The sequence below is a fragment of the Streptomyces sp. NPDC002643 genome (assembly GCF_053592555.1).
In genome coordinates, this window is the sequence record NZ_JBSFVY010000001.1 from 507,986 (window position 1) to 533,233 (window position 25,248).

Here is a 25,248-nt window from a genome sequence, read left to right on the forward strand (position 1 = left end):
GTACGGTTCCCGAGGTCCGGGTATCCGCCCTGGCCATCGCCGTCCCGTAAACTATCAGGGACCCTGCCTGATAGATAGATGGGCGGGTGGGTACAGACCGACTCCGAACCCCTGGAGCCACTGTCCGTCCACCGTCGCCGATCTGGGAGGATTTCGGCATGCCCGCATCACCCAGCACCGCCCGGGCCATCAACGACCGGCTCGCCCTGCGGCTGCTGCAGGAGGAAGGGCCGCTCACGGCGGGGCAGTTGAAGCAGCTCACCGGACTGTCCCGGCCCACGGTCGCCGACCTCGTGGAGCGCCTGACCGGGGCCGGGCTGATCGCGGTCGTGGGGGAGTCGGGGGAGCAGCGGCGGGGCCCGAACGCCCGTCTCTACGGCATCGTCGCCGACCGCGCCCATCTGGCCGCACTCGACGTACGCACCGAAGGGGTCACCGTCGTCGTCGCCGATCTGCTCGGTACGGAGCTGGCGCGGGCGTCCGTCCCGATCGCCGACGGCACCGGAACGGGACCCGCGGTGGAGCTGGCGGTCGGCCTGGTGGAGCGCGCCGCGAAGGAGGCGGGCGCCGACCGGCTGCACACCATCGGCATCGGCGCCCCCGGACTGATCGACCCGGTCAGCGGCGAACTCCGCGACTCCAGCGGTCTGCCCGAATGGCACCGCCGTCTGGTCGCCGCCCTGGGCGAACGCCTCCCCGCCCGGGTCCTCGTCGAGAACGAGACCAACCTCGCCGCCCTCGCCGAACAGCGCGACGGCGCCGCCCACGACCGCGACACCTTCGTCCTCCTCTGGCTCGGCCTCGGCACCGGCGCCGCCGTCGTCCTCGACGGCCATCTGCGCCGGGGCGCCTCCGGAGGCACCGGCGAGATCGGCTTCCTTCCCGTCCCCGGCACGGCCGGCCTCCCCTCGGCCGCCGGTTGCGAGGGCGGCTTCCACTCCCTCGCGGGTGGAGCGGCCGTGGTGGCGCTGGCCGAGCGGCACGGAGTGATCGGGGCCGGGGGAGAGGGGTACGCGCCGACTGCGGCGAGCTTGGTGCGGGCGGCGGTCGAGGGCGTTTCGGCGGGAAAGGGGCGCCCGGTGTGCGGGGCGCCCCACTCCGGGGACGGGCTGATCGCTTCGACGGGCGAACAGGGCGGCGGCGGTGTCGGCGAGCGCGGCTCCTTGGCGGAGCGCGGCTCTTCGGCGGAGCGCGGCTCCTTGGCGGAGCCCGGCTCCTCGGTGGGGCGCGACTCCGGCTTCCTGGACGCCCTCGCCGACCGGATCGCCGTGGGCGTGGCCTCCGTCGTCGCCATCCTCGACCCCGGGTGCGTGGTGCTCGGCGGCGAGCTGGGGCAGGCAGGCGGTGATGTCCTCGCCGCCCGCGTCGAGACACGCCTTGCCGCCCTGTCACCGCTGCCGACCGAGGTCCGGTCGAGCACGCTCGGCGGCGCGGCCGTACTGCGCGGCGCGCTGCTCATGGCGAGAAACACGGCGCAGGACGAGCTGTTCGCGCCGCCGGGGCGGTAGCGCGGCGGTCGGAGTGCGCCCCGGGAGGGGTAGCGCGCGCTGACGGTCCCAGCGCACACCCCACATCACCCCAACCCGCTCACCCCGCCTGCCCCCACCTCAACCCGCTCACCCCACCCGCGACGCCCCGAACCGCTCCGCCAAGTGCTCCTCGAACGTCACCTTCCCCACGGCCCGCCCCGGCGCCAGATGCCCGCCGGCCGTGAACCCCCGATACGCCTTGCCGAACAGCGGAACGTCCAGCACTCGGCGGCGGCGACCGGTGGCCGCCAGATACTCCCGCGCCAGCTCGGCGAAGGTCAGCACCTCGGGTCCGCCCATGTCGTCCACGCGCCCGGCGGGGGCGCCCACCGCCAGTTCGGCCAGCCGGTCGGCGACCTCGGCGGCGGCGATCGGCTGGTCCCGAACGCCGGCCGGGACCATCATGACCGGCGGCTTGGACAGGATCTGGAAGAGCATCACCAGCAGATCGTGGAACTGGGTCGCCCGCAGAATCGTCCAGCCCAGCCCCGACTTCTCGATCAGCCGTTCGGTGGCCAGCTTGGACCGGTAGTAGAAGTACGGCACGCGGTCCACACCGACGATCGAGATATAGACCAGATGCCGCACCCCGGCCCGCCGCGCCGCCGCGATCAGATTGCCGGCGGCCACCTCGTCGCCCCCACGCGGCGTGGTCGCGCAGTGCACGATCGTGTCCACCCCCGCCACGGCCGCCTCCAGCCCGCTCCCGCCCGCGATCAGATCGACGGCGTACGGCTGGGAGTGCCGGCTGAGCACCCGCACCTCGTGCCCCGCCGCCCGCAACCGCTCGGTGACGAGCCGGCCGAGAACACCGGTGCCGCCGGTCACCAGGATCGTGGTCATGCTGTCCATCTCCTTCGCGCGCCGGACGCTCCCCGCTGGAACGCCCGCACAGGTACGACGGGGCGCTCCGGCGGATATGTGACATGCGGTGTCCCACGGTTGTATGACGAACGGTGGGGGAGCGGCAGCGGGCGAAGGGTCACCCGTCGGCCGTTCGTCGCCCCACCCGTTCCAGCGTGTCCGGGTTCATCGGCGGCCGCATCTCCGTCGCCCCGGGAGGACCCGGCGGCGGGGCAAGGGCCGTCGTCACCGCCACCGGGTCGCTTCGGGCGGGTGCCGTGCTGCGGAACCGCGCTCGCAGACCCTAAAAGGACTAGACCAGGCCGGTCAATGGGTTACGCATGTATCGGGTGAGAGGGCGGAGGTGTGTCGAGAGGGGCCGCCGGAGCGGGAGTTGACTCATGGTCAGCCATGGCGACGGGAAGAACCGCTCGTGGAGGAACCGCCCGCACCGGAGGGCCCGCGCCGCTCCCTGTGAGCCACCCCACAGCATTCACCCGCATGGGTGCCTTTCGGGCGTGGCACACTGGCCCTGTACCAGAAGCAGCGCACTCCGGGGTCGGTGAAAGTCCGAACCGGCGGTTACAGTCCGCGACCCGGTCGCTTCCAGCGGCCGGTTGACCAGGTGAAATTCCTGGACCGACGGTTAAAGTCCGGATGGGAGGCAGTGCGCGGCGGGCGGGCATGCGTGCGCGCCGCCGTCAGTTCTCGGTCCACCTCGCACGAGGTGGGTCCGCTACGCGGCGACGTTCCCGGTGCCGCAGTCCGCTGAAGTCTGTCGTCTTCGACAGCCCCGGAGTCCGTGCCCATACGAGGCAGGAGGACCCGGGAAGTGTTCACCGGAATCGTCGAAGAGCTGGGTGAGGTCACCGCCGTCGAGAGTCTCGGCGACTCCTCCCGCTTCCGTCTGCGTGGCCCCGTCGTCACCGAGGGCGCGCGCCACGGCGACTCCATCGCCGTCAACGGCGTCTGTCTCACCGTCGTGGAGCACGAGGACGACTGGTTCACCGCCGACGTCATGGCGGAGACCCTCGAACGCTCCAGCCTCGGCGCCCTCACGGTCGGCTCCCGCGTCAACCTGGAGCGCCCCATGGCCGTCGGCGAGCGCCTCGGCGGACACATCGTGCAGGGCCATGTCGACGGCACCGGCGAGGTCATCGAGCGCAAGCCGTCCGAGAACTGGGAGATCGTCAAGATCTCGCTCCCGGCCGACCTCACCCGTTACGTCGTCGAGAAGGGCTCCATCACCGTCGACGGCATCAGCCTCACCGTCGTCGACGCCGGCCCCGACCACTTCACCGTCAGCCTCATCCCCACCACCCTCGACCTGACCACCCTCGGCCGCAAGCAGCCCGGCGACCCGGTCAACCTGGAGGTCGACGTCATCGCCAAGTACGTCGAGCGACTGCTGGGCAACCAGGGGGCGGGGAAGTGAACTCCCTCAACTCCGTCGCCTTCACCGCCTTCGGCCAGCAGATCCTCTGGTCGGACATGATCGGCAACATCCTCGGCCTGATCGCCCTCGCGCTCGGCGCGATCCGCTCCCTGTGGAACTGGCCCGTCCAGTTCCTCTCCGGGCTCATCCTCTTCGGCGCCTTCGTCGGCCATCTGACGGGCAGCGCCGGCAAGCAGGTCATCGTCATGGCCGTCGCCGCATACGGCTGGTGGCAGTGGAACCGCGGCAAGGGGCAGTCGGCCGACGGCGCCATCGCCCCGCGCTTCGCCACCTGGCGCGAGCGCGGCTACCTGATCGCCGGCGCCGCCCTCGGCACCCTCGCGGTCGGCGGCCTCTTCACCGCCGTCCCGTCCCTGTCCTGGGACCCCTGGCCGGACGCGTACATCTTCACCGGCACCATCGTCGCCATGTACGCCCAGGCGCGCGGCATGGTCGAGTTCTGGTTCGCCTGGCTGCTGGTCGACCTCGTGGGCGTCCCGCTCAACTTCGCAGGCGGCTACGCCTTCTCCGGTTTCGTCTACATCATCTACGGCGCGCTCGTCCTGTGGGGCATGCGCGACTGGTGGCTGCGCTCCCGCAAGCCCGCCCTGGAAGGAGCCCCGGCATGACCACGGCGCCCGCCCTCCACGCCCTCGACGCCATCGAGGACTTCACCCTCGACCCGGTCGAACAGGCCATCGCCGACATCGCCGCCGGGCGCCCCGTCGTGGTCGTCGACGACGAGAACCGCGAGAACGAGGGCGACCTCGTCATCGCCGCCGAGAAGGCCACCCCCGAGATCGTCGCGTTCATGATGAGCGAGTGCCGGGGCATGATCTGCGCCCCCATGGAGGGCGACGAACTCGACCGGCTCGAACTGCCGCAGATGGTGCAGCAGAACACCGAGTCCATGCGCACCGCGTTCACCATCACCGTCGACGCGGGCCCCGAGCACGGCGTCACCACCGGCATCTCCGCCTCCGACCGCGCCACCACCCTCCAGCTTCTGGCGAGCGGCACGGCCCGGCCCACCGACTTCGTGCGCCCCGGCCACATCTTCCCGCTGCGCGCCCGCACCGGCGGCGTCCTCGTGCGCGACGGCCACACCGAGGCCGCCGTCGACCTCGCCCGCCTCGCGGGCCTGCGCCCGGCCGGCGCCATCGTCGAGATCGCCGGCGAGGACGGCCGGATGCTGCGCCTGCCCGAACTGATCCCGTTCGCCCGCAAGCACGGCCTGACGATCATCTCCATCGAGGACCTGATCGCCTACCGCCGCAGCTCCGAGCCCACCGTCAAGCGCGAGGCCCGCACCCAACTCCCCACCGCCTTCGGTGACTTCACCGCCTACGGCTACCGCTCCACGGTCGACGGCGTCGAGCACGTCGCCCTCGTCCACGGCGAGATCGGCGACGGCGAGGACGTAGTCGTCCGCGTCCACTCCGAATGCCTCACCGGCGATGTCTTCCACTCCCTGCGCTGCGACTGCGGCCCCCAGCTGGAAGCCGCCATGGAGCGCATCGCCACCGAGGGCCGAGGTGTCGTCGTCTACCTCCGCGGCCACGAGGGACGCGGCATCGGCCTGCTGTCCAAGCTGCGCGCCTACGAACTCCAGGAGCGCGGCCGGGACACCCTCGACGCCAACCTGGAGCTGGGCCTGCCCGCCGACGCCCGCGACTACGGCGCCGGCGCCCAGATCCTCAAGGACCTCGGCGTCCACAGTGTGCGGCTGCTGACCAACAACCCCGAGAAGACCGACGCCCTCGTCCACCACGGCCTCACGGTCACCGCCCGGCTGCCGATGCCGATCGGCGCGGGCGAGCACAACCTCCGCTATCTGCGCACCAAGCGCGACCGGATGGGCCATGACCTGCCCTGGCTGGACACGACCACCACGTCCACCTGCGGCAACCAGTAACACCAGCGGCAACCCACAGCACCAACGGCAAGATCAGCACAGACGAGTCGGCGACCCCCTCGTACGACTCCCATGAACCAAGGAGCAACGTGAGCGGCAAGGGCGCACCCGAACTGACCGTGAGCAACGTCGGCGATCTGCGCGTCGCGGTCATCGCGGCCCAGTGGCACGAGAAGGTGATGGACGGCCTCGTCGAGGGCGCCCTGCGCGCGCTGCGCGATCTGGGCATCGACGAGCCGACCCTCCTCAGGGTCCCCGGCAGCTGGGAGCTCCCGGTCGTCGCCAAGGTCCTCGCGGGCCGCGGCTACGACGCCATCGTCGCCCTCGGCGTCGTCATCCGGGGCGGCACCCCCCACTTCGACTTCGTGTGCCAGGGAGTCACCCAGGGCCTCACCCAGGTCTCCGTCGACACCGGCGTCCCCGTCGGCTTCGGCGTGCTGACCTGCGACACCGAGGAACAGGCCCTGGACCGCGCGGGCATCGAGGGCTCCACCGAGGACAAGGGCCACGAGGCGGTGACGGCGGCCGTGGCGACCGCGGCCACCCTCCGCTCAGTATCCGAACCCTGGCGGTGACGAAACCGGTATGTGGGCTAGCCTGAGCACACCATGTCGAATAAGACGTTCGAGGAGCTGTTCACCGAGCTCCAGCAGAAGGCCGCCCACGGCGACCCCGCCACGTCCCGCACCGCCGAACTGGTCGAGAAGGGCGTCCATGCCATCGGCAAGAAGGTCGTCGAGGAGGCCGCCGAGGTCTGGATGGCCGCCGAGTACGAGGGCAAGGAAGCCGCCGCCGAGGAGATCTCGCAGCTGCTGTATCACGTCCAGGTGATGATGGTCGCCCGTGGCATCTCCCTGGACGACGTCTACGCCCACCTCTGAGCCGCCCGCCGCCGAGCGGTCGCCTGCCGAGCCGTCACCCGCACCCAACTCCGTACATCCGTACTCACGGTACGTCCGTACTCACGAAACGAAGGAAGCTCGCCTCATGCTGCGGATCGCCATCCCCAACAAGGGTTCCCTGTCCGGCCCTGCGGGGGAGATGCTGCATGAGGCCGGCTACCAGCAGCGCCGGGAGTCCAAGGAACTGCGGATCGTCGACCCGGCGAACGAGGTCGAGTTCTTCTACCTCCGCCCCCGCGACATCGCGATCTACGTCTCCTCCGGCCGCCTCGACATCGGTATCACCGGCCGCGACCTGCTGATCGACTCCGGCGCCTCCGCCGAGGAGATCCTGCCGCTCGGCTTCGCCGGCTCCACCTTCCGCTACGCCACCAAGCCCGGCACGGCGAACGGCGTGGAGGACCTCAACGGCATGACGGTCGCCACATCCTACGAGGGCATCGTCGCCAAGCACCTCGCCGACAACGGCATCGACGCCTCCGTCGTCCACCTCGACGGCGCCGTGGAGACCGCCATCGAACTGGGCGTCGCCGAGGTCATCGCCGACGTCGTCGAGACCGGCACCTCCCTGCGCAACGCGGGCCTGGAGGTCATCGGCGAGCCCATCATGAAGTCCGAGGCCATCGTCATCCGCCGCGTCGGCGCGGACACCTCCAGCGAGAACGAGCCCAAGGTGCAGCAGTTCCTGCGCCGCCTCCAGGGCGTCCTCGTGGCCCGCACCTACGTGATGATGGACTACGACTGCCGCGTCGAGCAGTTGGAGAAGGCCGTCGCCCTCACCCCGGGCCTGGAGTCCCCGACCGTCTCACCGCTGCACAACGAGGGCTGGGTCGCCGTACGCGCCATGGTCCCGGCCAAGGAGGCCCAGCGGATCATGGACGACCTCTACGACATCGGCGCCCGCGCCATCCTCACCACGGCCATCCACGCCTGCCGCCTCTGAGGTGGGGGAGCCGTACGCCATGCCGGACCAGCCCTCCTCCCTCCCCGCGCTGCCCGTCACTTTTCGGCCGGGCCGCACCCGGGCCGTGCTGCTCACGGCCGCCGTCGTGATCTTCGTGGTCATCACGGTGATCGCGATGCTGCTGCCGACGCTCGGCCCGGGGGAGCGGCTCAGCTTCGTGTTCACCGGCGCCCTGCTCGCCGGGGTGCTGTGCCTGCTCGCCCGGCCCAAGGTGGTCGCCGAGGACTGTGGGGTCACCGTGGTGAACATCGCGGGGCGGCGGAGGTTGGCGTGGGCCGAGATCGTCCAGGTGAACCTGCGCGTCGGGGACCCCTGGGTCTTCCTCGACCTCACCGACGGCACCAGCCTGCCCGCCCTCGGCATCCAGCCGGGCATCGCCAAGCAGCGCGCCATCGCCGACGCCCAGACCCTGCGCGCCCTGGTCGAGGCCCACTCGGCGGCCGAACCCGAACAGCATCGGGGATGACCCCGGGCAAGATCGGGGACGACTCAGGGCCGTCGCCCCTGCCGCACCGGCCCATGTCTTGATTAATCTGTTGGCGGAGGCGTTTCGTTGCGCCTCCGCCACTGTTGTGCCGCACACGGCGCTTCCGTGGCCCCCTGCTATTCGAGGAGTGACTCCCTCCAGCGATGGACGGATCGTCCTGTAGTACCTGCGCCGCCCCCTCCGGACATACCGAGGCGGCGGCATGACCATCCCCCTGCTGCTCCTCGCGGCGGCGTTCCTCCTGATCCTCGCCAACGGCTTCTTCGTGGCGGCCGAGTTCGGCCTCGTGACCGTCGAGCGCCCGGAGGCCGAGAAGGCCGCGGCCGAGGGCGACCGCCGGGCCCACAAGGTCGTGGGCGCGCTCAAGGAGCTGTCGTTCCAGCTCTCCGGCACCCAACTCGGCATCACCATCACCTCCCTGGTCGTCGGCATGCTCGCCGAACCGGCGCTCGCGGAGATACTCCACGGCCCCTTCACCGCCATCGGCATACCCGAAGGTGCCGTTTCCGGAGTGTCCGTGGTCGTCGGCATGCTGCTGGCCTCCGCCGTGCAGATGGTGATCGGCGAACTGGTCCCCAAGAACTGGGCGGTGTCCAAGCCGATGCAGGTCGCGCGCTTCGTCGCCGGCCCCCAGCATGTCTTCTCCCGACTCTTCCGCCCGGTCATCGCCGCGCTCAACGCGGTCGCCAACCGGCTGGTCCGCGCCTTCGGAGTGGAGCCCAAGGACGAGCTGGCCTCCGCCCGCACCCCGGGCGAGCTGGTCTCCCTGGCCCGCCACTCCGCCCAGGCCGGCGCCCTGGAACAGGACACCGCCGACCTCTTCGTCCGCACCCTCTCGCTCGGCGACCTGACCGCGGAGAACGTGATGACGCCCCGCGTCAAGGTCAGCGCCCTGCAGTCCTCCGCCACCGCCGAGGACGTCGTCAACCTCACCCGCGCCACCGGACTGTCCCGCTTCCCCGTCTACCGGGAGCGGATCGACGAGATCGTTGGCATGGTCCACCTCAAGGACGCCCTGGCGATCCCCGCCCAGGACCGGCTGCACACCCCCGTCGGCCGGATCTCGATGGCCCCGCTGCTCGTCCCGGAGACCCTGCCCGTGCAGCCCCTCCTCGCCCGACTGCGCAGCGAACAGCCCATCGCGGTCGTCGTCGACGAGTACGGCGGCACGGCCGGCGTCGTCACCCTGGAGGACATCGTCGAGGAACTGGTCGGCGAGGTCCGCGACGAGCACGACGGGCACGACCTGCCCGAACTGGCCGCCGCCCCGCCCGAGGACGGCCGCCCCGCCTGGGACGTCGACGGCAGCTGCCGGGTCGACGTACTCCAGCGCATAGGCCTCGACGTCCCCGAGGGCCCGTACGAGACGGTGGCGGGCCTCGTCGCCGACCTGCTCGGCCGTATCCCCGCCCCCGGCGACCGCGCCGAACTCCCCGGCTGGCGCCTCGCGGTCCGCCAGGTCGGCCACTACCGGGCCGAGCGCGTACGCCTCGTAAGGACGGCCACCGCCGTGGAATCCCTCACCGTGGCGGAGGCCGCCCGATGAGCATGCTCCAACTCCTCTTCGCCCTGCTCCTCGTGCTCGCCAACGGCTTCTTCGTGGGCGCCGAGTTCGCCCTGGTCTCGGTCCGCCGCAGCCAGATCGAACCGCTGGGCACGGCACGGTCGAGACAGGTCCTCTACGGCCTGGAGAATCTGCCGCAGATGATGGCGGCCGCCCAGTTCGGCATCACGGTCTGCTCACTGACCCTGGGCGCGGTGGCCGAACCGACGGTGGCCAAGCTCCTCGAACCCGTCTTCGAGGCCATCCACCTCCCGCACGGCATGATCCACCCCCTGGGCTATGTCATCGCCCTCGCCGTCGTGGTCTTCCTCCACCTCGTGATCGGCGAGATGCTGCCGAAGAACCTGGCGATGGCGGCCCCGGAGAAGACGGCCCTCTGGCTCAGCCCCGCCCTCGTCGCCTTCGCCCGTCTGTGCAAGCCGGTGACGATCGGTCTGGGTGCGTGCGCCCGTGTGGTCCTGAAGCTCTTCCGGGTGGAGCCGAAGGACGAGGTCGAGGCGGTTTTCACCAGCGTCCAACTGGGCCGTCTGGTGGAGGACTCCGGCCAGGCCGGTCTTCTCGACCCCGAGGAGCAGGAACGGCTGGAGGACGCCCTGGAGCTGGGCTCGCGCCCGGTCACGGACGTCCTGCTCAAGCGCGACGCCCTGGTGACGGTCGACCCGACGGTCACCCCCGCCCAGGTCGTCGCCCTGACCGCCCGTACGGGATACTCCCGCTTCCCGGTCGTCGCCGAGACCGGCGCCTTCATGGGGCGCTACCTCCACGTCAAGGACGTCCTGGACGTGGAGGACTCCGACCGGGCCGTCCCCCAGCAGGTCTGGCGCCCCATGACCACCCTCCGCGCGGAACTCCCCCTGGACGACGCGCTGAGCGTCATGCGGCGGGCGGCCACCCATCTCGCCCAGGTCGCGGACGCCTCCGGCAAGGTGCTCGGCCTGGTCGCTCTGGAGGACGTCCTGGAACTCCTGGTGGGCGAGGTCCGGGACCCGGCCCACCGGCAGCCATCCCCCCTCCGGGCGCCGGAGCCACGGGCCAGCGACACCCCCGAGGAGGCCTTGGCCAGCTGATCCCGCCCCCGCCGCCCCTACCCGTCCCGTCCACCAGGGGCTGCGCCCCTTCGACCCCGCCGTTTGTCTGCGGGTGGGTGGGGGCTGATCGCGCAGTTCCCCGCGCCCCTTGAAGACACGGCCCCTGCGGGCCGAAAAGCAAGGGGGCGCAGCCCCTGCTTTTCAGGGGCGCGGGGCTATGTCGATTTGCGGCTCCGCCGCGTGGGCGCGAGCAACCACACACCACCCGCACCCGCCATACCAACCCACATCACCCGAGCTATAAGGCGCTGGGGGTCGAAGGGGCGCAGCCCCTGGGGACGGGACGGGTAGGGGCGGCGGGGGCGAAAACCGCGCCGCCACCCAATCTCACAACCCCGAAGGCCCCGTAGGCCCCCTCCCCGACAGCACCTCCCCATACGCCTGCATCAGATCAGGCAACCGAAGCGTCGAAAGATCATCCCGCGTGGGAACCGTCGGATACCCCGAAAGCCGCAGATCCCGATACGCACAGCTCTTCTCGTACAGCGTCCGCAAGAAGCGCCCGTTCCCCAACTCGTCGATCCACCCCTGATCGACGACATGCCCGGCGATGGACCGCAACTCCTCCAGCGCCTCCTCGTCCCACACATCCCCGTTCTCGGCGGCGAGCACTTCCCCGATGGCGGTGAGCTCCAGCGGCCGATACGACGGAAAGTCGACGCGCGTCGTGAAGCGCGAGGACAACCCCGGATTCGCGGCCAGCAGCCGATCCATCCCCTCCGGATACCCCGCGAGGATCACCACAAGATGATCCCGGTTGTCCTCGGCCCGCTTCAGCAGCACCTGAAGCGCCTCGTCCCCGTACGCATCGCCCTTCCCGTATCCCGAGTTGGACAACGAGTACGCCTCGTCGACGAAGAGAACACCCCCGATCGCGGAATCGATCAGCTCGTTCGCCTTCACAGCCGTCTGTCCGAGATATTCGCCCACGAGATCCGCCCGCTGGGCCTCGACGAGGTGATCCCCACCGAGCAGGCCGAGCGCGTAGAAGACCCGCCCCAGTATTCGGGCGACGGTGGTCTTGCCGGTCCCGGACGGCCCGGAGAAGACGAAGTGCCGTTTCGGCGGCTGAACAGGTAACCCCTGCCCGGCCCGCAACCGAGCCATGTTGAGCTGTGCGGACAGTGCCTTGACCTGCCGTTTCACCGGTTCGAGCCCGACCATCCGCTCCAGCTCGGCGATCGCCTCCTCCAGCAGCTCGGGATCGGTGGGCCCGGGCGGCAGCGGGTCCACCGGCAGCACGGATTTGGCCCGTACGAACGTGTCACCGGCCTCCGGCGGCAGCCCGCCCGGCGGAGGCAGTCCGGGATCGGACAGCTTCACGTCCCGCCCGTCGGAGTCGAAGAGCGGGTCCAGCCCGTCGGCCCCGTCGAGGGCGTCCTGTCCCATCCCGCCGAGCGCGATCGCCGCGAAGTCGGCCGAGTCGTCGTACCCGTCGCCCTCGGCGATCGCGGCGAGCCGCGCGGAGGTGTCCATGAAGGCGGGGTCGACCCGGTGCACGGCACGGTAGAGCGGCAGCGCGGCGGCACTGCGCCCGGTGCCCTCATGGGCGCGCGCCAGCCAGTACCGCAGCTCCTTGCGCTGCGGCTGCTCGCTCCGGCAGCGCATCAGCGCGGCGGACAGCAGCGGCTCGGCCTGCCCGTACGTCTCCAGCCGGACTCTGGCCATCCCCCCGAACAGGCCCGCCTCGATGCCGAGCAGCGGATCGTCGAGGAGGGGATCGGTGTGCCGGACCAGTTGCTCCCAGTCCTTGACGAGGTAGGCGCGGCAGGCGTGCAGAAAGCGGACGTGGTGGTCGGCGTCGACCGGCGGCAGTCCGGCGAGCGCCCGGTCCAGCTCGGGGACATGGCGGCCGTCCAGCCAGTGCGAGGCGTGTGCGAGGAGCAGATCACGCGGGCTTTCGAGCACCGGCTGCACCCACCAGCCGAGCCAGTACCAGGAGTTGAGGGTGCGCCGATGCCGGGTGCGCTGCTCCCCGAAGCGCTCCCGGTGCCGGAACATCCTGAGCAGCGCGGTCGTCGTGTCCACGCGCAGCGCGTGCAGTCCCAGCCAGCCGTCGGCCATGCCGGGGTCCATCCGCACCGCCGCGCGGAACTCCTCCTCCGCCTGTGGATACGCGCCCATCGTGTACGCGTCCACGCCTCGCAGCCAGGCGAGGTCGGCCGGGGCCTCGGGGCCCCGCGAGCCGAAGTCCATCACGTCCCCCACAAACCGTGCCCCCGCTGGAAACCGAACGGGCCGGTGCCCGTCGGCAGCATTCGTCGAACCGCTGTGCCGCGGACGGGAGTTGCGTCGGTGCGTTTCCGCAACCGTCCGATGAGTCGCACCGAGGGCATCGTACCTGCGGGTCGGTCGCCCTTCGAAGGGTGCCGCAGCGCTCGTCTGACGAGGTGGGAGCAGACGGGGCGCATCGCGCTCGGTGACCGAGGGTGAAGGAATCGTGCCCCACAGCCGCCGCAGAAGCGGCCGTGGGCAGAACGAAGCCCCCGATCACGGGGGAACAACCGGGGGCTTCGCGTATGAGGGCGGCTTCGCATGACCGCACATTGAGAACGTAAGTCCTGTAAGGCCCCCGGGTCAAGCCGAGTTGGGGCACTTGATGAACTTATCAGGTGACGGCCTTCACAGGTTCAGCACATTGCGGATGGCCCGTCACCCTGAGTGAAGCCAGGCCCCGATCCAGGAGTCATCGCAGGTCCCGCGAGCACCTCGTAGCCCGTCCGCCCCTGCCGAATCAGTAGATCGGAGAAGGGGCGGGAGGGATCGTCGGCGAAGTGCCGCCGTTCCGCCGGGACCCAGCCGTCCCAGAACTCACTCTGCTCCGCCCCGTCCCGCGACCTGCCCCGCGCCCACGCCTCCTCCTTCGGCATCTCCATCCACAGCAGCTCCGCCAGATACGGCCGCAGCGCACGCCGGCCCGCGCCGACCCCCTCGATGACGATCACAGGCGCGAGCGGCAGAGCGCGCGCGGGCCCGAAACCGCGCTCGCGCCAGTCGTAGGGGGCGTAGTGCGCCGTCTCGGCCCGGCGCAGCGGTTCGATCACCTGGCTCAGCAGCCGTCCCGTCCACGCGAACAGTTCCTCGTGCGTCGCCATGTCGTCGAGGTGCAGCACCGGCGTCGCACCGCCGAGTGCCTCGGCGAGCCGTCCGGCGAACGTGCTCTTCCCGGAGCCCGCGTGCCCGTCGACGCCGATCAGCCGGACCGGGCCGCAGGAGGGCGGCAGCCGCCGCAGCCGGTCGGCGAGATCACGGAGAACAGGGTCTTCGGGTGTCGGGGGTCCGGGTGTCGGCGATCCGGAGGCGGGCGAGGCGTGCATGGGGGGATTGAACACCGTGGCGCGCGCTGTCCGCGCACGCCAGTGGTGTCGCCCCATATCGGTGGGCGTGGCGCGGCGCGAGATGCTGGCAGAAGTCCGCCCGGACCGTCCATAGTTGACGGACCGTTGACGAACAGTCGTGCGTCTGAACCGTTCTTCCGGACCACTGGGGGTCACCCACAGATGTCGAGACTTTCCGAGCCGTCCCGCAGGACCGTCATCGCCGCGGCCGTCGCCACCGCCACCGCGGCGGTCGGCGGAGCCGCGAGCCAGGCCGCCGCAGACCCGGCCGGCGACCGGGGCCCCGAAGCCCCGGACCGACCGGCACACGCGCCGGAACGCCTCGTGGACAACCGCGCCTGGACCTCGTACACCGACTGGCGCGGCGGTGACGCCGAGGGCACCCGGGCGACGGCGGGGGTGCGGCCGGGGCTGGTGATCGACACCCCCGTCGGCACCACCGACTACACCGACCCGCACACCGGCCGCACCGCCACCTGGGAGTACGCCACCTGGACCTCCCCGGTCCACGAGCTGGCCGTCCCCGCCACCGAGGTCATCGCCTCCTGGAACGCGGACGCGCCCGACGGCACCTGGATTCAGATCGAGATGGAGGGCACCTACTCCGACGGCACGGGCACCCCCTGGTACGTACTCGGCCGATGGGCGGCCGGTGACCAGGACATCCGGCGGACGTCGGTCGACGGGCAGAAGGACGGCAGGAGCAGCGTCTGGACCGACACCTTCGCCATCGACGACCCGGCCACGGGCCTGCGCCTCGTCTCCTACCGGCTGCGGCTGACCCTCCACCGCACCCCCGGCACCGGAGTCACCCCGAAGGTCTGGCGGCTCGGCGCGATGGGCTCCGACATCCCCGACCGCTTCACCGTCCCGGCCTCCACCCCCGCCCTCGCCCGGGAGCTGAACGTCCCGCGCTACTCCCAGGAGACCCACAAGGGCCAGTACCCCGAGTACGACAACGGCGGCGAGGCCTGGTGCAGCCCGACCTCCTCGCAGATGGTCATAGAGTTCTGGGGCCGCAGGCCCAGCGCCGAGGACCTGGCCTGGGTCAACCCCGACTACGCCGACCCGCAGGTGTGCCACGCCGCCCGGTTCACCTACGACTACCAGTACGAGGGCTGCGGCAACTGGCCCTTCAACGCCGCGTACGCCGCCACCTACGACGACCTCCAGGGCGTGGTGACCCGGCTGGGCTCGCTCACCGATCTGGAGATGCTGATCGCGGGCGGCATCCCGGTGATCACCTCCCAGTCGTTCCTGGAGGAGGAGCTGACCGGGGCCGGCTACGGCACGTCCGGGCATCTGATGACGGTGATCGGCTTCACCGCCGACGGCGATGTCATCGCCAACGACCCGAACTCCCCCTCCAACGAGGCGGTGCGCCGGGTCTACCGGCGGCGCGAGTGGGAGAACATCTGGCTGAGGACCAAGCGGTACAACGCCTCCGGCAATGTCTCCTCCGGCACCGGCGGTGTCTGCTATCTGTACTTCCCGGCCCGCCCCACGGCCCGCCAGCGCGCGGCGCTCATGGCGGTCGGGGTGCGCTGACACGAGAGCCGGCGTGCGCTGACACGACGGCGGCCCCCGGCGCTCCCGGGGGCCGCCCTCGTGTGACCAAGCTCTCGGTTCCGGGCGCCCCGTCCGGTGGCAAGGTGGACGGAACGGCAGGGGGGAGTCCGCCGCACACCCACCACACCAGCGAGCTGCCATGACCGCGACCTCCGCCACCGCCACCCGAGCCCGTACCCGCACCGGCGGTCCCCGGGACGACGGACCGAAGATCGTCGAGCACCTCATGGGCTGGACCCTCGTCGTGGTCCTCGCGATGCTGGTGACACAGATGGGGCTGCTGTGATCGAACCCCCGGCCGATCCCAGGACCTGATCCACCTACCGTTCCACCCACCGTTCCGCCCGCCGATTCTGTCGAATCCGAGTCGAACAAGCGGATGGTCAAGGTCTGCCATACTGCGGATGTCCCGTCGGCAGTTGGAGACCAGGACCGAAATTGAATAGTAGTCAACAGCGGGGGGCCGAGCCGCCGAGGGCCCGCGGCACCGACCGTTCCTTAGCGCGCCGCGCCGAACTCATCTCCATAGGCCGGAAGTTGTTCGCCGACACGTCCTACGACGCGCTGTCCATGGACGACATCGCACGCCAGGCCCATGTGGCCAAGGGGCTGATCTACTACTACTTCAAGTCCAAGCGCGGCTACTACCTGGCCATCGTCGAGGACTCGGTGGCCGATCTGATCACCTACGCGGCCGGCGGCCTCCGACTCCCGCCGGTGGAGCGGGTGCAGCGCACGATGGACTGCTATCTGCGCTATGCCGAGGACAACCAGGCCGCCTATCGCACGATCGTCAGCGGGGGAGTCGGCTTCGACGCGCAGGTGCACGCCATCCGGGACGGGGTGCGCGAGGCGATCGTCGCCACCATCGCCGAGGGCGCCTACGGCCGCAGCGACATAGCGCCGGTGGCCCGCATGGGCCTGTTCGGCTGGGTCTGCGCCGTGGAGGGCGCCACCCTCGACTGGATCAACCGCCCCGGCCTGTCCCGCGACACCATGCGCGAACTGCTGGTCAAGATGCTCGGCGGAGCCATGCGCGCCATCGAGGAGATCGAACCGGCCTACGTCGCCCCCGCCCCCGCCCGCCGCGACGACTGACCCCCGGCCGGCCATGACACCGCAGACGAGGAAGGGGCGGAGGCCCGTCGGCCCTCCGCCCCAACTGCCTTGCGGCTACGGCTACTTGATCGCCTTGATCAGCTCACCGTTCGCGGTGTCCCCGCTCAACTCCCAGAAGAACGTTCCGCCGAGGCCCTGCCGGTCCTTGTACCTCATCTTTCCCTCGATGGTCGCCGGGGTGTCGTAACTCCACCAGTCGTCCCCGCACTTGGCGTACGCGGTGCCGCCCACCGTGCCGGTCGCCGGGCAGGTCTCCTTGAGCACCTTGTAGTCCTCGAAGCCGTCCTCGTACGTGCCCTTCGCCGGGCCGGTGGCCGTGCCGCCCGGGGCCGCCTGGGTGACACCGGTCCAGCCGCGCCCGTAGAAGCCGATGCCGAGCAGCAGCTTCCTCGACGGGATACCGAGGCTCTTCAGCTTGGCGACGGTGGCGGCCGTGTTGTAGCCCTCCTCGGGGGCGCCCGGGTAGGAGTGCAGCGCGGAATGCGGAGCCGTGGGGCCCGTGGCGGCCCAGGCGCCGAAGTAGTCGTACGTCATCGGGTTGTACCAGTCGACGTAGCGGGCCGCGCCCGCGTAGTCGGCCGCGTCGATACGGCCGCCCTCGCTCGCGTCGGCCGTGATCGCCGCGGTGACCAGGTTCCGCTTGCCGAACTTGGCGCGCAGCGCCTTCATCAGCTCGGGGAAGGCCTCGCGGCCGCTGGTGTCGCAGGTCAGACCGCAGGCGTTCGGGTACTCCCAGTCGATGTCGATGCCGTCGAAGACATCGGCCCACCGGGAGTTCTCGACCACGTCGTAGCAGGACCGGGCGAAGGCCGCCGGGTCCTTCGCCGCCTCGCCGAAGCCGCCGGACCAGCTCCAGCCGCCGAACGACCAGATGACCTTGAGGTTCGGGTGGAGCTTCTTCAGCTTGCGCAGCTGGTTGAAGTTGCCGCTCAGGGACTGGTCGGCGCTGTCCGCGACCCCGTCCACGGACTCCTCGGCCGTGAACGGCTTGTCGGTGTCCGCCCAGGAGTCGCCGATGGCGCACTTGCCGTCGACGACGTTGCCGAACGCGTAGTTGATGTGCGTGAGCTTCTTCGCCGAACCGGAGGTCTCGATGTTCTTGACGAAGTACTGGCGGCCGTAGATGCCCCAGTCGGTGAAGTAGCCGATGACCTTGTCGCCGCCGGCCTTGGGGGCCTGGGTCTTGGCGTGGCCCTTCTGGTCGGCGCTCGCCGTGCCGGCGCCGGCGAGCAGGGTGGCGCCGAGGGCCGCGGAACACGCGGCGGCCAGCAGGGCCCGGCCGCGGGGGTGGAGCGGGGTGTGCATCGGGTGTCTCCTCGCAGGGGACAGAGGTGATCGCACGCCGCAGGGCATGAACCACGCCGATTGGCATGAACGCGGGAAAGCGTTGGCCGAAACAGTAAGAGGACTAGACCAATCGGTCAATGGTTCGGACCAATACGGCCCAGGGAAAGTTTCTTGGAGTAAGCGATCGTTAACTGGTGACTCGAAGGTCCCGATCGGGCATACTCACCGCAGAGTCGCTGGTCAGCAGCTTCCGCGACCCGGGAGCGGAGCATCGGCCCGCACCTGAGAGACCCGGCGGAGCCGCCCCACCCAAGGCGCGCGACCGCCGACGTTCCCGAAAGGGAGGAGAACGTCGCCATGCCCGACCACGCCCCGCAGCCGGTGGACCGTCAACTGCCCACGGACGAGGCCCGGGACCTGATCTCGCTCGTCCGCGAGATCACCCAGCGCGAGATCGCCCCCCGCGCGGCCGAGGAGGAGGACGCCGGCCGCTTCCCCCGCGAACTCTTCGGCCTGCTCTCGGAGTCGGGACTGCTCGGCCTGCCGTACGACGCGGAGTACGGTGGCGGCGACCAGCCGTACGAGGTCTACCTCCAGGCCCTGGAGGAGCTGGCCGCGGCCCGGCTCACCGTCGGCCTCGGCGTCAGTGTCCACACCCTCGCCTGCCATGCGCTCGCCAACTACGGCACCAAGGAGCAGCAGGTCGAACATCTGCCCGCGATGCTCGGCGGTGGACTGCTCGGCGCCTACTGCCTCTCCGAGCCGTCCTCCGGCTCGGACGCGGCCTCCCTGCGGACGAAGGCGGTACGCGACGGCGACCACTGGGTTATCACGGGCACCAAGGCCTGGATCACCCACGGCGGAATCGCCGACTTCTACACCGTCATGGCCCGTACGGGCGGGGAGGGGTCACGGGGCATCACCGCTTTCCTGGTGCCCGGCGACGCCGAGGGGCTGAGCGCCGCCGCGCCCGAGAAGAAGATGGGCATGAAGGGCTCGCCCACCGCCCAGCTCCACTTCGACGGGGTGCGCGTCGCCGACGACCGGCGCATCGGCGACGAGGGCCAGGGCTTCGCCATCGCCCTCTCCGCACTCGACTCCGGGCGCCTCGGCATCGCGGCCTGCGCGATCGGCGTGGCCCAGGCGGCACTGGACGAGGCGGTCGCCTACGCGACCGGACGGGAGCAGTTCGGGCGGCCCATCTCGGACTTCCAGGGACTGCGCTTCATGCTCGCCGACATGGCCACCCAGACGGAGGCCGGCCGGGCGCTCTACCTCTCCGCCGCCCGACTGCGCGACGCGGGCCGGCCGTTCTCCAAGCAGGCGGCCATGGCGAAGCTGCTGTGCACCGACGCCGCGATGAAGGTCACCACGGACGCCGTCCAGATCCTCGGCGGTTACGGCTACACCGCGGACTTCCCCGCCGAGCGGTACATGCGGGAGGCCAAGGTGCTGCAGATCGTCGAGGGCACCAATCAGATCCAGCGCATGGTCATCGCCCGTCACCTCGCGGGCCCCGAGTCACGCTGAACGAATTGCGGAACGGGCCACTCAGTGGGTGGACGAGACCCCCGAAGGACCCGCTCGCGGTCAAGGTCACACCGACGCCATAGGGGTCGTTCACCGTGAACGGGTCCCCTGCGGCGCCGAATTGACCCAGCTCGCGCGGAGGCGCCGCCAGCCGCACCCACTCCGGGTCATGACGCCCGGGGAGGGTGCGCCCGCGATCGGCCCAAGTCCGCAGCAGAGCACGGTAGATGGGCGGGTCCTGCGACGCGGCCGGAACCGACGGCTGGGGAGCCATCGCCCGGGAAACCGATTCTGCTGGTGCCGACGTGGGCGTGAAGGCAGGCTGCCGACGCCCGGCGATCGTGTGCGAAGCGGTCATACCCGACAAACGCGTGACGCGGGGCGCGGTCACCGCTCCCGGGAATCGTGCCTGAGTTCGCGACAGGTCCGAACGGGGCAACGGGTCACCGGGAACGGCCGCGTCGACGGGAACGCGCGGAGCCGTGGGATGTGGGCCGGCGGTGAAGCGCGAAGGCGGTGAAGGCCGTACCGGCGTTCATGACCGCGTGCGGGGACGAAGGCCGTACCGACGTCGTGCTTCGCGGCCCTGCCGGGCGGTCGTGCCGACCTGCCGGGCGGTCGTGCGGGCGCTGGAATCAGGCGGCCTGACGGCGCATCACCGGCACGCGCATCGGGCGCGAGCCCGGGCCGCCGACGTGCGAGAAGGGCTGGGTCCGCCAGTCGAGTCCCTGAGGGAGCGTCAACAGAAGGGCGGTGTCCTGCTCCTGCGGTTCGGCCGACTCGTCCGCGGAGCGGGCGTCACCGGCCGGGCGGCCCGTGCCGGCGCAGACCGTGAGCCCGAACGGGTTCCACGGCGACACGACCAGGGCGTGCTCCGGGAGCGCGTCCTCGTCGGGCAGCAGGGCGATGGGCTGGGAGCAGTCCGGGCAGATCACCCGGAGCATCTCGAAGGTGTCGTACGCGTCGAACTCGTCCTCCGGTTCGACGCCCTCCGGCTCGGGCTCGACGACCGGCTGGAGGCGCTTGGGTGCGGTACGACCAGGGCGCTTAAGACTCTGCATGGGATTCTCCCCCTCGGGCTGGGCCGTGAAGGCGCTGCGGCCTCGACCACAGCAAGCACTTCCCGCCCCGTCTCGGCGGTAACCGTGAGCGCATCACGAAGCCTGTTCGGGTGCTGTGGTCTTCGTCACATGCCGCTCGCAGATGCCCAGCACGACGGGGTACGGGGCCGGGTTGTCGCCCGGACGGCGCACGGCGGACTCCCCGGCACATCACGAACCGGCCATGACCTGCGCCGCTCAGGTATCCGAGGGGATCAAGCGCCCTGTAGGTTCTTGCGTCATGGAGGAGCTGGACCGACAGATCGTGCAGCTGCTCGTCGCGGACGGGCGGATGAGCTACACCGACCTGGGCAAGGCCACGGGCCTGTCCACGTCGGCCGTGCATCAGCGGGTGCGCCGACTTGAGCAGCGCGGTGTCATCCGGGGCTATGCCGCGGTCGTCGACCCGGAGGCGGTCGGGCTGCCGATGACGGCGTTCATCTCGGTCAAGCCCTTCGACCCCAGCGCCCCCGACGACATCGCCGAGCGCCTCGCCGGAGTCCCCGAGATCGAGGCCTGCCACAGCGTCGCCGGCGACGAGAACTACATCCTCAAAGTCCGCGTCGCCACCCCCCACGAGCTGGAAGAACTCCTGGCCCGCCTCCGTACCCTCGCGGGCGTCTCGACCCGCACGACGGTGGTCCTGTCGACCCCGTACGAGGCGAGACCGCCGAGGATCTGAGCCCGGGCCTCCGCGCGGCGGCGCGGCCCCCGCCGGTCCCGGACCCGCGGTACCGACGGACCACAGCCGTGTTCCGCCCGCCCCGAACCCGGCCCGTGTGCGGCGGGGCTCCCGCCACACGGGAGACTGGTCCCCATGAGTGAGATCAGCCCTTCCCCGGCGACCGTTCTGCTGCGCGGCGGAGAAGTCCACAGTCCCGCCGACCCCTTCGCCACCGCGATGGTCGTGGAGCGCGGACAGATCGCCTGGGTCGGCTCCGAGGGTGCCGCCGACGCCTTCGCGGAGGGCGTCGACGAGGTGATCGACCTCGAAGGCGCCCTGGTCACCCCGGCGTTCACCGACGCCCACGTCCACACCACCGCCACCGGCCTCGCCCTCACCGGCCTCGATCTCTCCACGGCCCCCACCCTGGAGGCCGCCCTCGCCGCCGTACGGGAATTCGCCGCGGCCCGCCCGGCGGACCGCGTCCTCCTCGGCCATGGCTGGGACGCCTCCCGCTGGCCCGGTGGCCGCCCCCCGACCCGCGCCGAACTCGACGAGGCCACCGGCGGACGCCCGCTCTACCTGAGCCGCGTCGACGTCCACTCGGCGGTCGTCACCACGGCGTTGCTCGACCTCGTCCCGGGCGCCGACACCTTCGACGACGGCCCGCTCACCCGTGACGCCCACCACGCCGTACGCGCCACCGCCCTCGGCGCCATCACCCCCGCCCAGCGCACCGACGCCCAGCGCGCCGCCCTCGCCCACGCCGCCTCGCTCGGCATCGGCTCCCTCCACGAGTGCGCGGGCCCCGAGATCTCCTCCGAGGACGACTTCACGGGACTGCTGAGGCTCGCCGCTGAGGAGCCCGGCCCCCGCGTCGTCGGCTACTGGGCCGAGCGAGCCGAAGAAGGCGTGGTCAAGGCACGCTCGCTCGGCGCGGTCGGCGCCGCGGGCGACCTCTTCGTCGACGGCGCCCTGGGCTCGCACACCGCCTGTCTGCACGAGCCGTACGCCGACGCCGAGCACACCGGCACGGCCTACCTCGACGCCGCCGCCGTCGCCGCCCACGTGGTGGCGTGCACCGAGGCGGGTCTCCAGGCGGGCTTCCACGCCATCGGGGACGCCGCCGTGACCTCCGTCGTCGAGGGAGTGCGCGCGGCGGCCGAGAAGGTCGGCCTGGCCCGGGTGCGCGCCGCCCGGCACCGCGTCGAGCACGCCGAGATGCTCACCCCCGACACCGTCGCCGCCTTCGCCGAACTCGGCCTCACCGCCTCCGTGCAGCCCGCCTTCGACGCGCTGTGGGGCGGCGACGAGGGCATGTACGCCCAGCGCCTGGGCGTCGAACGGGCCCGTACCCTCAACCCGTTCGCGGCCCTGCTGCGCGTCGGCGTACCCCTGGCCTTCGGCTCCGACAGCCCGGTCACCCCCCTCGACCCCTGGGGTACGGTCCGCGCCGCCGCCTTCCATCGCACGCCGGAGCACCGGGTGTCCGTGCGCGCGGCGTTCACGGCGCACACGCGGGGCGGCTGGCGGGCGATCGGACGGGACGACGCGGGCGTCCTGGTACCGGGCGCACCCGCCGACTACGCGGTCTGGCGCACCGGCGAGCTGGTCGTCCAGGCCCCCGACGACCGCGTCGCCCGCTGGTCCACCGACCCCCGCTCCGGCACCCCCGGCCTGCCCGATCTGAGCCCCGGCACCGGCCTGCCCGTCTGCCTGCGGACGGTGGTGGGCGGGCACACCGTCTTCGTACGGCCGGGCGAGTGATCCAACGGCGACCGCGAAGCGATCATGGTCCGCCGCAAGACCCGCGCGACCTGCGCATCCTTCGCCTCCACCCGGCACGAGGCCGAATCTCCGCAGGTCAAACGACGGTTGACAGTGGACGGCAGGGGACGGGTAGGTTCTGCCGGGTCCACCACCGGACGTCCGACCGGGGAACTTCCGCGCGGTCGTCGAGGCGCCGCTGGGTCAGGGGTGGTGTGCCGCACCGGCGCACCTCCACTGGGAGCCAGGCCCAGGGCTCGCGCCACGACGAGGGAACGTTCCGGCTCGGTCGGGTAGGTGTGACCCGGGTGGGGCCCGGACGCTCAGTAGACAACGGCTCTCGGTCGACCCGCAGCCAGCGGGTCCCAGGTCGGCCCGAAGGGCGTCGGGCCCCTATCCGCCGCGTTCTGGGGAGGCGCACAGGGGGTACAGAGCGCGCTCCTATTCATCTGTTGTTTGAATTGAGCTCCCCCACACCCTTTGTTGATTCGACCCCCCTCTGGACAATGAGCCGACACTCCCTCGCAGGCCCGGGCCACTATGGTGGACCCCTGCGTACGGACTCGAAGGGGCAGTAAGTAGTGAACGACGGCGACGGGACCCTCGCGGCAGCAGGCGAGGAGAGACGGTTCGGCCCGCTCGGCACGGCCTTGGTGATCATTCCCACCTACAACGAGGCGGAGAACATCAAGGCGATCGTCGGCCGGGTGCGCAAGGCTGTCCCGGAGGCCCATGTCCTGGTGGCCGACGACAACAGCCCCGACGGCACCGGCAAGCTCGCCGACGAGCTGGCCGCCGAGGACGACCATGTCCAGGTACTGCACCGCAAGGGCAAGGAAGGGCTGGGCGCCGCCTATCTCGCGGGCTTCCGCTGGGGCATGGAGCACGGCTACGGCGTACTGATCGAGATGGACGCCGACGGCTCCCACCAGCCCGAGGAACTGCCCCGGCTGCTGACCGCCCTCAAGGGCGCCGACCTCGTCCTCGGCTCCCGCTGGGTGCCGGGCGGGCGCGTGGTGAACTGGCCGAAGTCCCGTGAGTTCATCTCTCGCGGCGGCAGTCTGTACTCCCGGGTCCTGCTGGACGTCCCGGTCCGTGACGTCACCGGCGGCTACCGCGCCTTCCGCCGCGAGACCCTCGAAGGGCTCGGCCTCGACGAGGTGGCCTCCCAGGGCTACTGCTTCCAGGTCGACCTAGCCCGCCGCGCCATCAAGGCCGGTTACCACGTCGTCGAGGTGCCCATCACCTTCGTCGAGCGTGAGCTGGGCGACTCCAAGATGAGCCGCGACATCCTCGTCGAGGCGCTGTGGCGGGTGACCGCGTGGGGTGTCGGCGAGCGCGTCGGCAAGGTTCTGGGCCGGGACGACAAGAAGGACTGAGCGGACGGCGGGACGGACCGAGCGAGGCGGAGGGCGAGCGGCGAGGCCGGGACCCCGATGGCCCGTTCCGGCGCACAGCCGCGGCTGATCATCCCCTTATGCCGTGCTGAGCCGGGGGCAGGCACACTGGAGGCATGATGAGTGGCGCTTCGACCCCCGCGTACCCTGTTCGGCCCCGGCGCTCCCGGCTGCGTACGTTCCTGCTGTTGGGGATCGCCGCGTGGCTGGTGCTGGAGATCTGGCTGCTCACGGTGGTCGCGGGCGCGGCCGGCGGCTTCACCGTCTTCCTGCTGCTGGTCGCCGGTTTCGTGCTCGGCTCCGCGGTGGTCAAGAAGGCCGGGCGCCGGGCGTTCCGGGCGCTGAGCGAGACCTTGCAACAGCAGCAGGGCGGGATGGGGACGGGTACGTCGGAGACCGGGGCCGGGAAGAGCGAGGGCAACGGCTTCCTCATGCTCGGCGGTCTGCTGCTCATGCTGCCGGGCCTGATCTCGGACGCGGTGGGGCTGGTGCTGCTGATCCCGCCGGTTCAGAAGTGGCTCTCGCGCTACACGGAGCGGACCTTCGAGCGAAAGCTCCGGCAGGCCGGTCCCGGCACACTCGGCGACGCGTTCCAGCAGGCACGGATGCATCGGCCCGACGGCAAGGTCGTCCAGGGCGAGGTGATCCGCGACGATCCCGCTGGCGGGGCAGGGAATGCCTCTCAGGAACCTCGGCCGCCGCTCACGCGCTGACGGGGTTTCTCTCGCCCCCGCCGCCCCTACCCTCCCC

The 25,248-nt window shown here is 71.1% G+C and carries 23 protein-coding genes and 1 riboswitch; of the genes, 18 read left to right on the forward strand and 5 right to left on the reverse strand.

What is annotated here, in order from left to right:
• Positions 1–158: 158 nt before the first annotated feature.
• Positions 159–1,508, forward strand: coding sequence for an ROK family transcriptional regulator (locus ACWD4G_RS02255; protein ID WP_451290197.1), 1,350 nt, complete (start codon positions 159–161; stop codon positions 1,506–1,508).
• Positions 1,509–1,616: 108 nt separating this feature from the next.
• Here ACWD4G_RS02255 and ACWD4G_RS02260 read toward each other — a convergent pair whose 3' ends face one another.
• Positions 1,617–2,372, reverse strand: coding sequence for an SDR family oxidoreductase (locus tag ACWD4G_RS02260; RefSeq protein ID WP_451290199.1), 756 nt, complete (start codon positions 2,370–2,372; stop codon positions 1,617–1,619).
• A 544-nt stretch (positions 2,373–2,916) separates the two neighbouring features.
• Positions 2,917–3,047, forward strand: a riboswitch (FMN riboswitch).
• Positions 3,048–3,204: 157 nt separating this feature from the next.
• Between ACWD4G_RS02260 and ACWD4G_RS02265 the strand changes: the two genes are divergently transcribed.
• From ACWD4G_RS02265 to ACWD4G_RS02305, 9 genes are all read left to right on the forward strand, one after another.
• Positions 3,205–3,807, forward strand: coding sequence for a riboflavin synthase (locus tag ACWD4G_RS02265; protein ID WP_451290200.1), 603 nt, complete (start codon positions 3,205–3,207; stop codon positions 3,805–3,807).
• A complete protein-coding gene (locus tag ACWD4G_RS02270) occupies positions 3,804–4,436 on the forward strand; it encodes a nicotinamide mononucleotide transporter family protein (protein WP_451290201.1) in 633 nt (210 codons plus the stop codon). Before ACWD4G_RS02265 ends, ACWD4G_RS02270 begins: the two co-directional genes overlap by 4 nt.
• Positions 4,433–5,722 (forward strand): bifunctional 3,4-dihydroxy-2-butanone-4-phosphate synthase/GTP cyclohydrolase II, encoded by a 1,290-nt coding sequence (locus ACWD4G_RS02275; RefSeq protein WP_451290202.1) that lies wholly within the window; start codon positions 4,433–4,435, stop codon positions 5,720–5,722. The genes ACWD4G_RS02270 and ACWD4G_RS02275 overlap by 4 nt, the downstream gene beginning before the upstream one ends.
• 89 nt (positions 5,723–5,811) lie before the next feature.
• Positions 5,812–6,297, forward strand: a complete 486-nt coding sequence (gene ribH / locus ACWD4G_RS02280; RefSeq protein ID WP_451290203.1) for a 6,7-dimethyl-8-ribityllumazine synthase — start codon at positions 5,812–5,814, stop codon at positions 6,295–6,297.
• Between the two features lie 33 nt (positions 6,298–6,330).
• Positions 6,331–6,603: a phosphoribosyl-ATP diphosphatase gene (locus ACWD4G_RS02285; RefSeq protein ID WP_451290205.1), complete on the forward strand. Its 273-nt coding sequence runs from the start codon at positions 6,331–6,333 to the stop codon at positions 6,601–6,603.
• Between the two features lie 106 nt (positions 6,604–6,709).
• On the forward strand, positions 6,710–7,567 hold the full coding sequence (hisG, locus tag ACWD4G_RS02290) for an ATP phosphoribosyltransferase (protein WP_451290206.1): 858 nt from the start codon (positions 6,710–6,712) through the stop codon (positions 7,565–7,567).
• 19 nt (positions 7,568–7,586) lie between these two features.
• Positions 7,587–8,054, forward strand: coding sequence for a PH domain-containing protein (locus ACWD4G_RS02295; protein WP_451290207.1), 468 nt, complete (start codon positions 7,587–7,589; stop codon positions 8,052–8,054).
• 223 nt (positions 8,055–8,277) lie between these two features.
• Positions 8,278–9,621 carry a hemolysin family protein gene (locus ACWD4G_RS02300; protein WP_451290209.1) on the forward strand — a complete coding sequence of 448 codons (1,344 nt, stop codon included), beginning with the start codon at positions 8,278–8,280 and terminating at the stop codon, positions 9,619–9,621.
• Positions 9,618–10,706, forward strand: a complete 1,089-nt coding sequence (locus tag ACWD4G_RS02305) for a hemolysin family protein (protein ID WP_451290210.1) — start codon at positions 9,618–9,620, stop codon at positions 10,704–10,706. Before ACWD4G_RS02300 ends, ACWD4G_RS02305 begins: the two co-directional genes overlap by 4 nt.
• Positions 10,707–11,054: 348 nt before the next feature.
• Here the strand turns inward: ACWD4G_RS02305 and ACWD4G_RS02310 are convergent, their stop codons facing one another.
• The gene (locus ACWD4G_RS02310) at positions 11,055–12,923 is read right to left on the reverse strand and encodes an AAA family ATPase (RefSeq protein WP_451290211.1); all 1,869 of its coding nucleotides are present in this window, start codon (positions 12,921–12,923) and stop codon (positions 11,055–11,057) included.
• Positions 12,924–13,357: 434 nt separating this feature from the next.
• Positions 13,358–14,044 (reverse strand): uridine kinase family protein, encoded by a 687-nt coding sequence (locus tag ACWD4G_RS02315; protein WP_451290212.1) that lies wholly within the window; start codon positions 14,042–14,044, stop codon positions 13,358–13,360.
• A 183-nt stretch (positions 14,045–14,227) separates the two neighbouring features.
• Between ACWD4G_RS02315 and ACWD4G_RS02320 the strand changes: the two genes are divergently transcribed.
• The 3 genes from ACWD4G_RS02320 (at position 14,228) to ACWD4G_RS02330 (ending at position 16,732) form a co-directional block, all read left to right on the forward strand.
• A complete protein-coding gene (locus ACWD4G_RS02320) occupies positions 14,228–15,613 on the forward strand; it encodes a peptidase C39 family protein (RefSeq protein WP_451290213.1) in 1,386 nt (461 codons plus the stop codon).
• Between the two features lie 160 nt (positions 15,614–15,773).
• The gene (locus ACWD4G_RS02325; protein WP_451290214.1) at positions 15,774–15,920 is read left to right on the forward strand and encodes an SCO1431 family membrane protein; all 147 of its coding nucleotides are present in this window, start codon (positions 15,774–15,776) and stop codon (positions 15,918–15,920) included.
• A gap of 152 nt (positions 15,921–16,072) precedes the next feature.
• Positions 16,073–16,732 carry a TetR/AcrR family transcriptional regulator gene (locus ACWD4G_RS02330; protein ID WP_451290215.1) on the forward strand — a complete coding sequence of 220 codons (660 nt, stop codon included), beginning with the start codon at positions 16,073–16,075 and terminating at the stop codon, positions 16,730–16,732.
• Positions 16,733–16,813: 81 nt separating this feature from the next.
• Here the strand turns inward: ACWD4G_RS02330 and ACWD4G_RS02335 are convergent, their stop codons facing one another.
• Entirely contained in the window at positions 16,814–18,058 is a 1,245-nt protein-coding gene (locus ACWD4G_RS02335) for a glycoside hydrolase family 18 protein (protein WP_451290216.1), read from the reverse strand.
• A 339-nt stretch (positions 18,059–18,397) separates the two neighbouring features.
• Here ACWD4G_RS02335 and ACWD4G_RS02340 point away from each other — a divergent pair, with 339 nt between their 5' ends.
• Positions 18,398–19,570: an acyl-CoA dehydrogenase family protein gene (locus ACWD4G_RS02340; protein ID WP_451290217.1), complete on the forward strand. Its 1,173-nt coding sequence runs from the start codon at positions 18,398–18,400 to the stop codon at positions 19,568–19,570.
• 635 nt (positions 19,571–20,205) lie between these two features.
• Here the strand turns inward: ACWD4G_RS02340 and ACWD4G_RS02345 are convergent.
• A complete protein-coding gene (locus ACWD4G_RS02345; protein WP_451290218.1) occupies positions 20,206–20,631 on the reverse strand; it encodes a hypothetical protein in 426 nt (141 codons plus the stop codon).
• Between the two features lie 280 nt (positions 20,632–20,911).
• Between ACWD4G_RS02345 and ACWD4G_RS02350 the strand changes: the two genes are divergently transcribed.
• The 4 genes from ACWD4G_RS02350 (at position 20,912) to fxsA (ending at position 25,211) form a co-directional block, all read left to right on the forward strand.
• Entirely contained in the window at positions 20,912–21,352 is a 441-nt protein-coding gene (locus tag ACWD4G_RS02350) for an Lrp/AsnC family transcriptional regulator (protein WP_451290219.1), read from the forward strand.
• Between the two features lie 135 nt (positions 21,353–21,487).
• Positions 21,488–23,101 (forward strand): amidohydrolase, encoded by a 1,614-nt coding sequence (locus tag ACWD4G_RS02355; RefSeq protein ID WP_451290220.1) that lies wholly within the window; start codon positions 21,488–21,490, stop codon positions 23,099–23,101.
• A gap of 581 nt (positions 23,102–23,682) precedes the next feature.
• Positions 23,683–24,480, forward strand: coding sequence for a polyprenol monophosphomannose synthase (locus ACWD4G_RS02360; RefSeq protein WP_451290221.1), 798 nt, complete (start codon positions 23,683–23,685; stop codon positions 24,478–24,480).
• A 134-nt stretch (positions 24,481–24,614) separates the two neighbouring features.
• Positions 24,615–25,211 carry an FxsA family membrane protein gene (fxsA, locus tag ACWD4G_RS02365; RefSeq protein ID WP_451290222.1) on the forward strand — a complete coding sequence of 199 codons (597 nt, stop codon included), beginning with the start codon at positions 24,615–24,617 and terminating at the stop codon, positions 25,209–25,211.
• Positions 25,212–25,248 lie beyond the last annotated feature (37 nt).